The organism is Sphingomonas aliaeris (assembly GCF_016743815.1).
Lineage (GTDB): Bacteria > Pseudomonadota > Alphaproteobacteria > Sphingomonadales > Sphingomonadaceae > Sphingomonas > Sphingomonas aliaeris.
This window is the reverse complement of record NZ_CP061035.1, coordinates 2,525,653-2,539,227: the sequence shown is the minus strand read 5'-3', so window position 1 is coordinate 2,539,227 and position 13,575 is coordinate 2,525,653. Positions and strand designations below refer to the sequence as shown.

11 protein-coding genes are annotated in these 13,575 nt (G+C 65.9%); 8 read left to right on the top strand and 3 right to left on the bottom strand.

What is annotated here, in order from left to right; translation table 11 throughout:
• The first annotated feature begins 90 nt into the window (after positions 1 to 90).
• Positions 91 to 2,676 (top strand): M1 family metallopeptidase, encoded by a 2,586-nt coding sequence (locus H5J25_RS11970; RefSeq protein ID WP_202091276.1) that lies wholly within the window; start codon positions 91 to 93, stop codon positions 2,674 to 2,676.
• A gap of 24 nt (positions 2,677 to 2,700) precedes the next feature.
• On the opposite strand, the gene H5J25_RS11965 is transcribed toward H5J25_RS11970, so the two are convergent.
• From H5J25_RS11965 to H5J25_RS11955, 3 genes are all read right to left on the bottom strand, one after another.
• Entirely contained in the window at positions 2,701 to 3,225 is a 525-nt protein-coding gene (locus tag H5J25_RS11965; protein WP_202091260.1) for a gamma carbonic anhydrase family protein, read from the bottom strand.
• A 97-nt stretch (positions 3,226 to 3,322) separates the two neighbouring features.
• Complete coding sequence (locus tag H5J25_RS11960; RefSeq protein ID WP_202091258.1) at positions 3,323 to 5,701, bottom strand: putative bifunctional diguanylate cyclase/phosphodiesterase; 2,379 nt, start codon at positions 5,699 to 5,701, stop codon at positions 3,323 to 3,325.
• The gene (locus H5J25_RS11955) at positions 5,698 to 6,300 is read right to left on the bottom strand and encodes a methylamine utilization protein (protein WP_202091256.1); all 603 of its coding nucleotides are present in this window, start codon (positions 6,298 to 6,300) and stop codon (positions 5,698 to 5,700) included. The genes H5J25_RS11960 and H5J25_RS11955 overlap by 4 nt, the downstream gene beginning before the upstream one ends.
• Before the next feature lie 150 nt (positions 6,301 to 6,450).
• On the opposite strand from H5J25_RS11955, the gene H5J25_RS11950 reads away from it, so the two are divergent.
• The 7 genes from H5J25_RS11950 to H5J25_RS11920 all read left to right on the top strand — a co-directional run bounded on the left by H5J25_RS11950 (position 6,451) and on the right by H5J25_RS11920 (position 13,558).
• Positions 6,451 to 7,305 (top strand): DUF3034 family protein, encoded by an 855-nt coding sequence (locus H5J25_RS11950; protein WP_202091254.1) that lies wholly within the window; start codon positions 6,451 to 6,453, stop codon positions 7,303 to 7,305.
• 16 nt (positions 7,306 to 7,321) lie between these two features.
• Positions 7,322 to 7,795 carry a group I truncated hemoglobin gene (locus H5J25_RS11945; RefSeq protein WP_225883084.1) on the top strand — a complete coding sequence of 158 codons (474 nt, stop codon included), beginning with the start codon at positions 7,322 to 7,324 and terminating at the stop codon, positions 7,793 to 7,795.
• Between the two features lie 45 nt (positions 7,796 to 7,840).
• Positions 7,841 to 7,990 (top strand): AtzG-like protein, encoded by a 150-nt coding sequence (locus H5J25_RS11940; protein WP_202091252.1) that lies wholly within the window; start codon positions 7,841 to 7,843, stop codon positions 7,988 to 7,990.
• A complete protein-coding gene (locus H5J25_RS11935) occupies positions 7,980 to 9,296 on the top strand; it encodes an AtzE family amidohydrolase (protein ID WP_202091250.1) in 1,317 nt (438 codons plus the stop codon). Before H5J25_RS11940 ends, H5J25_RS11935 begins: the two co-directional genes overlap by 11 nt.
• A gap of 185 nt (positions 9,297 to 9,481) precedes the next feature.
• Positions 9,482 to 11,062 (top strand): gamma-glutamyltransferase family protein, encoded by a 1,581-nt coding sequence (locus H5J25_RS11930; RefSeq protein WP_202091248.1) that lies wholly within the window; start codon positions 9,482 to 9,484, stop codon positions 11,060 to 11,062.
• Positions 11,063 to 11,064: 2 nt separating this feature from the next.
• Positions 11,065 to 12,339 carry an allantoate amidohydrolase gene (locus H5J25_RS11925; RefSeq protein ID WP_202096337.1) on the top strand — a complete coding sequence of 425 codons (1,275 nt, stop codon included), beginning with the start codon at positions 11,065 to 11,067 and terminating at the stop codon, positions 12,337 to 12,339.
• Positions 12,340 to 12,376: 37 nt separating this feature from the next.
• Entirely contained in the window at positions 12,377 to 13,558 is a 1,182-nt protein-coding gene (locus tag H5J25_RS11920) for a pyridoxal-phosphate-dependent aminotransferase family protein (RefSeq protein WP_202096336.1), read from the top strand.
• Positions 13,559 to 13,575 lie beyond the last annotated feature (17 nt).

Sequence of the window (13,575 nt, the reverse complement as noted above, 5' to 3'; positions counted from 1 at the left end):
GCGTCGCGTGCGGATGGTCAGGCGGGGCTTGCCAAGCGGCGGCATCCGATTAGTGCGGCCGTGATAAAGGTCATAAGGTCGCACATCCCCATGAAACGTATCATCCCGTTGCTTTTGCTTGGTATTTCGTCGCCTGCCTTTGCCGCGGGTCAGCTTCCGACCAATGTCGCGCCGATTTCGTACGATATTCGGATCACGCCGGACGCGAAAGCGATGACGTTTGCGGGCACCGAGGCGATCACGGTCGATGTGCGCGAGGCGACGCGGACGATCACGCTGAACGCCGCGGACCTGACGATCACGACGGCGACGTTCGACGGCGCAAAGGTCGCGGTGGCGCAGGACGCCGAATTGCAGCAACTGACGGTGACGCTGCCCAAGGCTGCGACGAAGGGCGTGCACGAACTGCGGTTTGCGTGGAGCGGCAAGATCAACCAATCGCCGCTCGGGCTGTTCGCGATCGACTATAAGAATCAGGACGGGAGCGCGTCGCGGATGCTCGCGACGCAGTTCGAGGCGCCCGACGCACGCCGTTTCGCGCCGATCTGGGACGAGCCGTCGTTCAAGGCGACGTTCAAGCTGAGCGCGGTGGCGCCGGCGGGGCAACTCGCCTTTTCGAACATGCCGGCGACGAGCGTGACAAAACAGGCGGACGGCACGCAAGTGTACAGCTTCGACGTGTCGCCGAAGATGTCCAGCTACCTGATGTTCCTCGGCATGGGGGACATGGAGCGCCACACCGTCATGGCGGGCAAGACCGAGATCGGCATCATCAGCCGTCGCGGTGTCGGTGCGCAGGGTGACTATGCGCTTGGCGCGGCGAAGCGTCTGCTCGACTATTACAACGACTATTTCGGGACCCCGTACCCGCTGCCCAAGATGGACATGATCGCCGGCCCCGGATCCAGCCAGACGTTCGGCGCGATGGAGAACTGGGGCGCCATCTTCTATTTTGAGAACGAATTGCTGTTCGATCCGGCACGCGCGACGGAGAGCAACCGGCAGCGCATCTACACCGTCGTCGCGCATGAGATGGCGCACCAATGGTTCGGCGATCTCGTCACGATGGCGTGGTGGGACGATCTGTGGCTGAACGAGGGGTTCGCGTCGTGGATGGAAAACAAGGCCTCGACCGATCTGAACCCGAATTGGAACGGCGCGGCGACCGCGGTGTCGTTCGACCGGGAGGCGGCGCTGGCCGCCGATGCCACCGCGGCGACGCACCCGATCATCCGTCCGATCAAGACGGTCGACCAGATCGGCGAGGCGTTCGACGGCATCACTTATCAAAAGGGTCAGGCGGTGATCGGCATGATGGAATCGACGCTGGGGCCGGATGTGTTCCGCGACGGCATCCGCCGCTACATGGCGAAGTACAAATACGGCAACACCGTCACGGAGCAATTGTGGGCGGAGCTATCGGCGGCGGCGGGCAAGCGGGTTGCTGACATCGCGCATGATTTCACGCTGCAACCGGGCGTTCCGCTGGTCACGCTGACCGGAGCCACGTGCAGCGGGGGGATGACCAAGGCGACGCTGACGCAGGGCCGTTTCGGGTTGGATGCCGCGTCGAAGCAGCCGCTGACGTGGCGCGTGCCGCTTCGCCTTGGCGTGCTGGGGCAAGCGGAGAGCGATATGACCGTGCGCGGCGCTGCGCCGACGGTGGTGACGTTGAAGGATTGCGGCACGATCGTGCTGAACCAGGGCAAGGGCAGCTATCTGCGCGCACGATACGACGCGGCGGGCCATGCGGCGATCGTGCGCGATTTCACGCGGCTGCCGCTGAGGGATCAGCTCGGCACGCTGGGCGACGATTTCGCACTGGCGCTGAGTGGCGATCAGGACCTGTCTGCCTATCTGGCGCTGCTCGACAAGGTCGAGGTCGGTGCGGATCCGATCGAATGGGCGATGGTCGCCGGGCAGGTCGGCCATATCGCCGACCGATTCGAGGGTACGCCGCTGGGCGATACGCTCGCACGCCGGAATGCGGCCTTGCTGGCGCCGGTGATGAAGCGTGTGGGATACCGGGCCAAGGCGGGCGAGTCGCCGCTAGTCAGCAATTTGCGTGAGACGCTGATCGGCACGCTGGGTGCGACGGGCGATGCGGAAATCATGGCCATGGCGCGGACGTATGTCGCGGCATTGCGGACCGATACGAATGCGATTCCGCCGGCGATCCGTACCCCGATCATCACGACCTATGCGTTGAACGCCAGCCCGGCCGAATGGGATGCGTTGTTGCAGATCGCGCTTGCCGAGAAGAACCCGGTCGGGCGCAACGCCTATATCCGCGCGCTGGGGATCACGAAGGACGACGCGCTGGCGAAGCGCGCGCTGGACCTGATCAAGACGGACCGGATCACCGCGCCGCAAAAGGCGAGCCTGCTGCGCGCTGTCGCTGGGCAGCATCCGGACATGGCGTTCGACTTCGCCGTCGCGAACTTCGCTCTGGTCGACAGCTTCACGGAAGCGAGCGCACGGTCGAACTACGTACCGGGCCTGGGGGCGGGATCGAACGATCCGGCGATGCCGGCGAAGATCACGGCGTTCGCGGCGAAGAACCTGCCGGTGGACGCCCGCGGCGGCGCTGCACGCGTCGTCGCCGGCATGGCGGCGCGGCGCGAGGTGACCGAGCGGTTGCGTCCGGCCGTCACAGCCTGGGAGGCGGGCGGCTGACCGGCCGCCCGCTCCTTCGGGGGCTCAGTCTACGCGCTTGAGCCCGGTGGCGCAGGCATGGGCCTTTTCGGCATAATGGCTGGCCGATGCGCGCAGCATGGCTTGCGCGGTCTCGTCGAGTTGACGGACTGCGCGGGCCGGGCTGCCGACGATCAGGCTGTTGGGTTCGAACACCTTGTCCTCCGTCACCAGCGCGCCTGCGCCGACGATGCAGCCGTCCCCGATCGTCGCGCGGTTGAGGATGATCGCGCCCATCCCGATCAGCACGCGGTCGCCGATCGTGCAGCCGTGAAGGATCGCGTGATGCCCGATCGTGCAATCCGCCCCGACGGTCAGCGGCGCACCGGGATCGCTGTGGCACATCGCGCCTTCCTGCACGTTGCTGCGTTCGCCGATCAGGATCGGGGTATTGTCGCCGCGCAGGACAGCGCCGAACCAGACGTTCGCATCCTCCGCCAATTGGACATCGCCGATCAGGTCCGCACTGGGGGCGATCCACGCGCCGGACGCGAGGGCAGGGCGTTTCCCGCCGATTTCATATTGTGGCATGTCGGCATTCCTCCGCTTTTGCCGCGGGCGTAGCCGATGGAAACGTGCGCGGGAATAGCGGCTGTGGGTGGACGGCCGCGCTGTCGTCAGGTGTGCGTCACGCCGCCGCGGACATCGGCTCCGCGATCAGATCGAGCACCGCGCCGCCTTCGACCGGGCGGCTGAACCAATAACCCTGGATGCTGGAACACCCCTGACCGCGAAGCTGGTCGAGCTGGTCGCGATCCTCGACGCCCTCGGCGGTCGTCTCCATCTTGAGCGCCTTGGCCAAGTCGACGATGGCGAGGACGATCGCCGCCGAGCTTTCGTCCTGCGCGACGCGATCGACGAAGGATTTGTCGATCTTGATCTTGTCGAACGGAAAGCTGCGCAGATAGCTGAGCGAGGAATAGCCGGTGCCGAAATCATCCAGCGCGATGCGAACGCCCATGCCGCGCAGTTGATGAAGCACCTGCAGGACCCCGTCTTCGCCTTCCAGGAAAACGGATTCGGTGATCTCGATCTCCAGCCGGTTGGCGGGCAGGCCGCTGCGGGTCAGCGCCTGGAAAATGATGTTCGAAAAGCCGGAATTGCGGAACTGGAGTGGCGACACGTTCACCGCGACGCGGACATGGGACGGCCAGTCCGCAGCCTGACGGCACGCCTCGTGCATCACCCATTCGCCGATCGCGACGATCAGGCCGGTTTCCTCCGCCACCGGAATGAATTCGCTGGGTGACACGTTGCCGCGCGTCGGATGCTCCCAGCGGAGCAGCGATTCGAAGCAGCCGATGCGGTCCTTGGCGAGATCGAAGATAGGTTGATAATTGAGCCGGAACTGGCCCGTCAGCAACGCCTCGCGCAGGTCGAGTTCGAGCTGGCGGCGCTTGCGTGCGGCGGCGTCGAGCGCGGGTTCGAAGAAGCGGAACACGCCGCGCCCGTCCTGTTTCGCGCGGTACAGGGCAAGGTCGGCGCTTTTCAGCAGCAGGTCCGCATCCTCGCCATCGCCCGGTCCGATCGCGATGCCGATGCTGACGCCCGTTGCGATCTGATGCCCGTCGACCAGGATCGGAGCGCGGAACTTGTCGATAATCTGTTGCGACAGCGCGCGTGGCCGATCGTTATCGAGCCGGCCGGACAGGATGATTGCGAATTCGTCGCCGCCGAGGCGGGAGACGGTGCCGTCCTTGACCAGATCGTCCAGCATCATGCCGACCTGTCGCAGCAACGCATCCCCGACCGGATGGCCGAGCGTGTCGTTGACGCCTTTGAACCCGTCCAGATCGAGGCACAGGACGGCGGCCTTTTCCCCCATCTTGGGCGCGCGGATGAGGGCGGCCTCCATCTGCTGGCGAAAATAGGTGCGGTTGGGCAGGCCGGTCAGCGAATCGTGAAAGGCGAGGTGCGTGATGCGATGTTCGCGCTCCAGGATACCGGCGGACATCGTATTGAAGCTTTCGGCGAGGCGGGCGATCTCGTCCGACCCCTCGACCTTCAATTCCGCGCGGGATCCTTCTTCCAGCGCCTTGGCGGCGGCATCCAGCGCAGCGATCGGGCGGGCGATGCCGTTGGCGAGGCGACGGCTGCCGAGCAGGACGAGGATGAGCCCTACCGCGCCGGCGAGCGCGATGCCGATCTGCAACGAGCGATACGATGCGAGCGCGGTTTCGAGCGGGTAGCTGAGCAACAGAGCCGCGTCTGGTGTCTCGGCACGCCCGGCCAGGGGGATCGCCAGCGCGAACGACTTTCCGCCCGGCAGATCGAGCGTGGCGAGCTTCGTCCCGCTTGATCGGGTCGCGCCGTTCACATAGCGGTCAAGCGCAACGTCGCCCAGACTGGTACGGTCCGTCGACATCCAGTGGCCATCGGCGCGGCGATGCAGCATCGTCGCGCTGAGCGGAATGGCGGACAATCGTTCGAGCGCACGCATCTCCGTCGCGTCCAGCGGAACGGCGAAAACGACTTGCCCGATCTCCACCGGGGCTAGGATCGGTGCGACGATCAGGCGATAGGTGCCTGCATCCGTCGCTATGACGGCGTTGTTGCTGCCGTCCGCAAAGGTCGAGGGCAGATCGGTGATGGCGTCGCGCAGGTCCGCCGGGCCGTCGCCGATCACGTCGCCGCCGGTATCGACGACGAAGGCGTTGGCGACACCGGCGCGGGCGCGCAGGTTCGCCACGGCAGATGAGATGGTCGGTCCGTCCCCGCTGGCGACGGCGCTGCGGAACCCGAAATCACGTGCCAGAACGTCGGCCGATCCCGTCAGCGATTTCGCCCGCAATGCCCAGATGCGGTCATAGACGATACCGCTGGTCGACAACTCGGCACGGACCGAGTTTTGCGCGTGGTTGCGGATCATCACCTGTGCGACGATCGCCACTGCGACGATCGTGATCGCGAAAAGCCCGGCATACAGCACTGCCAGACGTGTGCGCAGATGCTGGAAGCCGAACAGCCGCCGACGCTCCCGCTTTGTCTCGGTAACCGGAACGGTCATCGCCCGCGGATCGTGTAGGTGTTGGTGAAGCCGGTGGCAGCGATCGTCGCGGGCTGTGCGAGGACATTATCCTTCGCGCGGATCGACGGATGCCAGATCCTCACGGTCGCGCCGCCCGCGGGCACGCCCGCGATCGTCGCGTGGCCGTTGACGTCCGTCTGCACCGCGAACGGCGTTTCGACGACGAGGATGAACGCGCTCATCTGGTCATGGATGTTACAGCCGAGCGCGACGGCGCCCGCATGGTCGAACAGCACGCTGCGCGTATCGTCCTTCCCGTACAGCTTCAGGTCGAACTTCTTCGCCTTGGAGAAGGAATAGACGTGGTGGCGGACCTTGTCGAAATTCGGAAAGGTGACGGTCGATCCGATCGGCACGATCAGGACGTGCGGATCGAACTGGATGTTGCGCTGGGACATGGCGGTGCCCCAGGTGAAGCGGATCGGCGCGGCGGGCTTCTTCGGTGTGTCGATCATCACGACTGCACCCGCCAGCGGCTTTCCGTCCGGGCCGCGCACGTCGATATTCGCGGTCGCGGCGTGCGCTGCGAACGGGGTCGAAACCACTCCCAAGGCGATGAAAAGCAGACGGATAAGCATGGAGTGAGCGATAGCTCGCCAGCCTTTCGGACACGTAAATGGGTCTTTCACACAACGCTAACCATCCAGCGGCAAGAGGGTACGAACGATGTGCCGGAGCGTGCCGAGAATGATGCCGAAAGTTGCGATTCGGGTGATGTTGACGATCCTATGTCTCGGGGGCTTGCGGCGGCGGGGCCGCGGGCTGCGATGGCGGGCGAGATGCGCCAGGGCGGCAAGCTGTTGCTGACCGGCGGCGTCTCCAGCGTCGAGGGCGCGGCCGGCGGCGGGCTGGCGAGTTGGGCGTTGATCGCAGGTAACGAGACGGATGCCGGGATCGGTGCGAAGGCGCATGCGACCTATGTCGCCTTGCCGGATTTCGACCTGACCAGCGGCGGTGTCGCGGTGGGGATCAAGGATCGCGTGGAACTGTCGTTCGCGCGGCAAAGCTTCGACACGCGGGATGCGGGCGCGGCGCTCGGCTTGGGCAAGGGTTTCAGGTTCGGACAGGATATCTACGGCGCGAAGGTGCGGTTGATCGGCAGCGCGGTCTACGATCAGGACCGGATCCTGCCGCAGATATCGATCGGCGTGCAGCACAAGCGCGCGGACAAGGCGCCGATCATCCGCGCGGTGGGCGGGCGCCAGTCGAACGGCACGGATTTCTACGTCGCGGCGACCAAGATCATCCTGTCGCGCTCGCTGGTCGTCAATGCGACGGTGCGCGTGACCAAGGCCAACCAGTTCGGGCTGCTCGGCTTCGGCGGAGATCGGAACGACGCGTATAAGGCAAAGTTCGAAGGGTCGGCCGGGATGCTGGTCAGGCGCAACCTGCTGGTGGGGGCGGAATATCGCACGCGGCCGAGCAATCTGGGTTTCGCGCGCGAACAGCGCGGGCTGGATGTGTTCGCCGCATGGTCGGCCTCGAAACACGTCGCGCTCACCGCCGCCTATGTCGATCTGGGCGATGTCGCGACCGTTCGGCGGCAGCGCGGGCTTTTCCTGTCGGTGCAGGGCAGTTTGTGAACATGGAGTGTGAGCAGTGATTTCGTTCTTCCTGGCATCTTTGCTCTCCATGCAGGCTGTTACGCCGCCGAATGAAGATCCGGTCGAACCCTATGAACATAGCAACGCCAATGCCGGCGCGCGCCAGTTCGAAGGCGAGGATATGTTCCGGGCATTTCATGGTAAGGAGGGCATCGCGCGGGTCGTCGACGGGATGGTCGATCGCAATATCGCCGATCCGCGCATCTCCGACATTTTCAAGGGGCAGGATGTCGTGCGGCTGCGCCGGACGCTGAAGGAGCAGTTCTGTTACATCCTGAACGGCGGGTGCGACTATAGTGGGCGCGAAATGAAGTCGTCGCACAAGGACCTCGGGCTGCAGGCCGCGGACTTCAACGCGCTGGTCGAGAATCTGCAAGCGTCGATGCGGGACGAGAAAGTTCCGTATCTCGCGCAGAACCGGATGCTGGCGAAGCTGGCGCCCATGAAGCGGGATACGGTCGTCCGCTGACGCCGATGCATTGCATCCGGGGATGGTTTGCGCTGTGATGCCCGGATGCAGCCACCACTTTCCGACATAGAGATCGAAACGATTGCCAAGGCGCTGATCGGTCTGGACATTCCCGCAGAATGCCTGCCCGGCGTTAGCGGCAATCTGGCCGTATTGCTGGAGCACGCGCGCAGGATTGCCGCCGATGTCGAGTGAATCCGCGCTGGATATCGCCGCGGACGTGCGGGCCGGACGGCGTACCGCGATCGATTTCGCAGAACGCAGCCTGGCGCGGATACGCGAGCGGGACGGAGCGATCGGCGCAATCACGCGCGTGCTGGCCGACCGTGCGCTGGATGAGGCGCGCGCGGTGGATGCGATCGTTGCGGGCGGTGGCGATCCTGGGCCGCTGGCGGGCGTGCCGTACGCAGTGAAGGACCTGTTCGACGTGGCGGGGCTGGCGACGACCGCAGGGGCGGGGATGCTGCGCGATGCGCCACCAGCGACGTGCGATGCGGAGGCCATCGTCCGCATGCGGGCGGCGGGGGCGGTACTGGTCGCGACCTGCAACATGGATGAGTATGCATACGGCTTCGCGACGATCAACGCGACATTCGGCACGACAAAAAATCCATGTGATATTAGCCGCTTGGCAGGGGGTTCTTCCGGCGGGTCTGCAGCGGCGGTGGCAGCGGGAATGGTCCCGGTCGCTTTGGGATCGGACACGAACGGGTCGATCCGCGTGCCGGCGGCCTTGTGCGGACTGTACGGGTACAAGCCCGCGCATGGCAGCCTGCCGATGGCGGGCGTCTATCCGTTCGTCGACAGCTTCGACGATATCGGGCCGTTCGCCGGATCGATCGATGAACTTTCCGCAGTATGTACAGTGCTGGCAGGCAGCACCTTTTCGATTGAGAACGAAAAGAAGATTGCTCGGCTAACTGACTGGTTTGCCGACAATCTTTCGGATGAAATGCAGGGCGCGCTGGCGGTGTTTGGGTCGCTGCCCGAGCTGTCATTGCCGAACGTCGAACAGGCGCGGTCGGCAGCTTTCCTGATGACTGCGGCGGAAGGCGGACGGCGGCATCTGCCGGAATTACGGTGCCGGGCGATGGCGTTCGATCCTGCTACGCGCGACCGGCTGATCGCGGGCGCGATGTTGCCGGCGGCGCATTATCTCGCGGCGCTGGAGGTACGCGAGCGTTTCCGCGCGACAGTCGAGCGGGTGTTCGAGACGTATGACGTGTTGGTAGCACCGTGCGTGGGGGAAGTCGCGCCGACGATCGCCGATCCGGTCGTGACGGTCGATGGCGAACGCGTTCCGGCGCGCGCGCATCTGGGGCGGCTGACGCAGCCGATCAGCTTTATCGGCCTGCCGGTGATCGCCGCGCCGCTCAGCCTCCCGAACGGATTGCCGCTGGGCGTCCAGCTGATCGGATGGCCGGGTCGCGAGGGCGCGCTGTTTGCTTATGCGAAGCGCCTGGAACGCGACGGCGTAATCGGATCAGTGCCCGTCTTTTAAAGGGCTTTCGCTTCGCTGACGGCATGATAGGCTGCGTCGTCGGACCGGCAACGACCGGTTCGACGGGAAGGATGTCTGGCACGATCGGGGGACGACCGCATGCCGACCGACCTACGCCTGACGCCGCCATCGTGCGCATCCGCCGTGCGGATTGCCGGGCGGCCGGGCGATGGGCATGAAGCGGAATGATCCACGACGTGACGAGCCTGAACGGCATGGTGACCGCGCCGCATCATCTGGCGGCGCAGGCAGGACTGAGCATCTTGCGCGACGGCGGGAATGCAGTGGAGGCGACGGTCGCGGTCGCCGCGACGCTGGCAGTGGTCTATCCGCACATGACCGGGATCGGCGGCGACGGGTTCTGGCTGATCGCCGAACCGGACGGGCGGATGCACGCGATCGACGCTTGTGGGGCGGCGGCGCGTTCGGCGGACCTCGGCCTGTATGCGGGACTGGATACGATACCGTGGCGGGGGCCTTTGGCTGCGAATACGGTCGCAGGGACGGTCTCCGGCTGGGCGGCGGCGCTCTCGGGCAGCGGCGGCTCTATGCCGCCCGCCCGATTGCTCCGCGATGCGATCCTCTATGCGGAGCGGGGTGTGCCGGTGACTCGCGGCGGCGCGGCGATCAGCGCTGCGAAGAGCGAGGAATTACGCGATCTTCCAGGGGCTTGGGCTTCGATATTCGAACCGGACGGTAAGCCGCTGAATGAGGGTGACATACTGCGTCAGCCATTGCTGGCGGGCGCTTTGACCTTGCTCGCGCGGGACGGTTTCGGTTCCTTTTACGACGGGCCTTTGGCACGGATGATCGAGGCGGATCTGAAGGCGATGGGCAGTCCGGTGACCGGGCAGGATTTGCGCCTGCATGCCGCCACCCGGCCGGACCCGCTGCACGTCCCGGTCTCCGGCGCGACCCTGTATAACACTGCGCCGCCGACACAGGGCGTGGCATCCCTGCTGATCCTCGCACTGTTCGACCGACTGGCGGCGGCGGAGGCCGAGGGGTTCGATCATATTCACGGTCTTGTCGAGGCGACCAAGCAGGCGTTCCTGTTCCGCGACGACCATGTCGGCGATCTCGCGCACATGACGGTCGATCCACAGCGTTGGCTGGACGATGCGGCGGGGCTGGATGCGATGGCGGTGCGGATCGATCCACGAACTGCCCTGCCCTGGCCGCGACCGGCAAGCGCGGGCGATACGTGCTGGTTCGGTGCGGCCGATCGCGACGGGCGGGTCGTATCCTGCATCCAGAGCACGTATTTCGAATATGGTTCGGGTATCGTTCTTCCGGGGACGGGGATCACATGGCAAAACCGGGGTAGCTCGTTCCGGTTGGCGGAAACGGGGTGGAACGCATTGAAACCCGGGCGAAAACCGTTTCACACGCTCAATCCCGCAATGGCGCGATTCGATGACGGGCGCGTAATGGCGTATGGCACGATGGGGGGTGAGGGACAGCCGCAGACGCAGGCGGCGATCTTCTCGCGCTACGCCCACTACGGCGTACCGTTGCAGGAGGCGATCACCCGGCCCCGTTGGCTGCTGGGCAAGACGTGGGGCGATGCCAGCACCAGCCTGAAAATCGAGGATCGCTTCCCGCCCGCGCTGTACGAGCAGTTGGTCGCGGCCGGGCATCAGGTGGAATTGCTCGACCCGTTCACCGCGACGATGGGGCATGCCGGGGCGATCGTCCGGCATCCATCCGGCGTGCTGGAAGGGGCGACCGACCCGCGCAGCGACGGTGCGGTCGCCGCGTGGTGACTATGGATCATCCGGGTGGCGCACGGGCGGTGGCGCGCTGCGATGCGCTGGGGGTGTCCCCCTATAGCGATGCGCCGGATATGCTGTTCCGCGCGTGGATGACGCCGGCCTTCGGCGCGACGCAGGGGCGCGTGGCGGAATGGATGGCGGAGGCCGGCATGACGGTGCGCATCGATGGGGCGACCAATCTGATCGGCCGCTATGACGCCACCACGCCGGATGCGCCTGCACTGCTGATCGGCAGCCATATCGACAGCGTCCGCGATGCTGGGCGGTATGATGGACCTTTGGGGGTCATGCTGGGAATAGAATGCGTCGCCGCACTGCACCGGTCCGGCCGTCGGATGCCGTTCGCGATCGAGGTGATCGCGTTCGGTGACGAGGAAGGGTCGCGCTTTCCGAGCGCGATGCTGACGAGCCGGGCATTGGTCGGCGATGTGACCGCCGAGGCACTGGCGGTCCGCGACGCGAACGGGGTTTCGGCGGCGGAGGCGCTGGCGGCTTTCTCCGCCGGCGATGTGTATACCGCACGACGCGATCCGGGATCGGTTTTCGCCTATCTGGAGGCGCATATCGAGCAGGGGCCCGCGCTGGATATCGAGGGACTGGCGGTCGGCATCGTCACGGGCATCGCGTCGCAACTGCGATACCGTGTGGTGATCGAGGGGATGGCCGGGCATGCGGGCACGACATCGATGGCCTTGCGCCGCGATGCGCTGGCTGCGGCGGCGGAGATCGTGCTGGCGGTCGAGCAGGCGGGACAGAACGGCCCGGCGGATCTGGTGGCGACGGTCGGGCGGATGATCGTCGCGCCCAATGCGACCAACGTCATCCCCGGGCGGGTAGGATTTTCGATCGATATCCGCGCGCTGGACGGCGCGGTGCGGGACGAAGCGGCGCGCGCGATCCGCGATGCGATCGGCCGGATCGGCGCGGCGCGCGGAATGGGCGTGACGATCGAGCGGACCAATGACCTGCCGGCCAGCCTGTGCGATCCGGTTCTGGTGGAGGCGATGGCCGAGGCGGCGCGGGCAGAGGGCCAGCCCGATCGGCGGCTGGCGAGCGGGGCCGGGCATGACGCCATGATCCTGGCGCGGCTTTGCCCGACGGCGATGTTGTTTATCGCCTGCGCAGGCGGCATCAGTCACAATCGAGCCGAGCAGGTCGCGGTGGGCGATGTCGAGATCGCGCTGCGCGTCATGCTTCGGTTCATAGAAGCATTGGGGTTCATCGAGACGCCGGAGCATCGTGGAATTGGAGCCGCAAGTGACGCCTGACTTGTTCGGAGAGATCGATCCGCCGCAGCGGCTGTTGATGGGGCCGGGGCCGGTCAACGCGCATCCCCGCGTGCTGCGCGCGATGTCCGCCGATCTGCTTGGCCAGTTCGACCCCGAAATGACGGCGTACATGAACCAGGTGATGGCGCTGTATCGGCCGGTGTTCGGGACGGCCAATCGCTGGACGTTCCTGATCGACGGCACGGCACGCTCGGCGATCGAGGCGAGCCTGATCTCGCTGGTCGCGCCGGGCGATACGGTGTTGGTGGTGGATTTCGGCCGGTTCGGGCTGTTGCTGACGGAAATACTCGAACGGATCGGCGCGGTGATCGAAACCGTGAGCGCGCCGTGGGGGCAGGTGGTGCCGCTGGCGGACATCGAAACGGCGATCGCGCGGACCCGTCCCAAGGTGGTCGCGACCGTTCACGGGGATACGTCGACGACGATGGCGCAACCTCTCGCGGGGCTGGGCGATCTGTGCCGCATTAGTGGTGCCTTGTCCTATGTCGATGCGACCGCGACGCTGGGCGGGATGGCGATGCAGGCGGACACCTGGGGTCTGGATGTCGTCACCGGAGGCTTGCAGAAGTGTCTCGGCGGGCCATCCGGCTCCGCGCCGATCACGATTTCGGACGCAGCGGCGGAGCGGATCTTCTCGCGCCGGCATGTCGAGAAGGGGATCCGGCGCGACGATATCGTGGACGGATCGGGCGTGCGGATCGGTTCGAACTATTTCGATCTGGCGATGATCATGGATTACTGGTCGGACAAGCGGCTGAACCACCACACCGAAGCGACGACGATGCTGTACGGCGCGCGGGAATGCGCCCGCGTCGCGCTCGGCGAGGGGCTGGAGGCGCGCTTCGCACGGCATGCGGCGGCGGGTCGCGCGGTCGTCGCGGGCGCGCGCGCGATGGGGCTGACGGTGTTCGGCGACGATGCGCACCGGATGACGAACGTGACCGGCATCCTGATCCCCGAGGGCGTGGACGGCGAACGCGTGCGGGCGCGGATGCGCGAGGATTTCGAGATCGAGATCGGCGCGGCGTTCGGGCCGTTGCAGGGCAAGATCTGGCGGATCGGCGCGATGGGATACAATGCGATGAAGCATAAGGTGTTGATCACGCTGGGCGCGCTGGAGAGCGTATTGCGCGCGGAGGGGTTTGCGGTGCCGGCGGGGGCGGGGGTAGACGCGGCGCTGGAGGCGTGGGGCGCGTGAGGGCGGGCGCCGTCTTG

Coding starts and splice junctions, on each gene's coding strand:
- H5J25_RS11970 (WP_202091276.1), top strand. CDS start 91: ATGAAACGTATCATCCCGTTGCTTTTGCTTGGTATTTCGTCGCCTGCC.
- H5J25_RS11965 (WP_202091260.1), bottom strand. CDS start 3,225: ATGCCACAATATGAAATCGGCGGGAAACGCCCTGCCCTCGCGTCCGGC.
- H5J25_RS11960 (WP_202091258.1), bottom strand. CDS start 5,701: ATGACCGTTCCGGTTACCGAGACAAAGCGGGAGCGTCGGCGGCTGTTC.
- H5J25_RS11955 (WP_202091256.1), bottom strand. CDS start 6,300: ATGCTTATCCGTCTGCTTTTCATCGCCTTGGGAGTGGTTTCGACCCCG.
- H5J25_RS11950 (WP_202091254.1), top strand. CDS start 6,451: ATGTCTCGGGGGCTTGCGGCGGCGGGGCCGCGGGCTGCGATGGCGGGC.
- H5J25_RS11940 (WP_202091252.1), top strand. CDS start 7,841: ATGCAGCCACCACTTTCCGACATAGAGATCGAAACGATTGCCAAGGCG.
- H5J25_RS11935 (WP_202091250.1), top strand. CDS start 7,980: ATGTCGAGTGAATCCGCGCTGGATATCGCCGCGGACGTGCGGGCCGGA.
- H5J25_RS11930 (WP_202091248.1), top strand. CDS start 9,482: ATGATCCACGACGTGACGAGCCTGAACGGCATGGTGACCGCGCCGCAT.
- H5J25_RS11925 (WP_202096337.1), top strand. CDS start 11,065: ATGGATCATCCGGGTGGCGCACGGGCGGTGGCGCGCTGCGATGCGCTG.
- H5J25_RS11920 (WP_202096336.1), top strand. CDS start 12,377: ATGGGGCCGGGGCCGGTCAACGCGCATCCCCGCGTGCTGCGCGCGATG.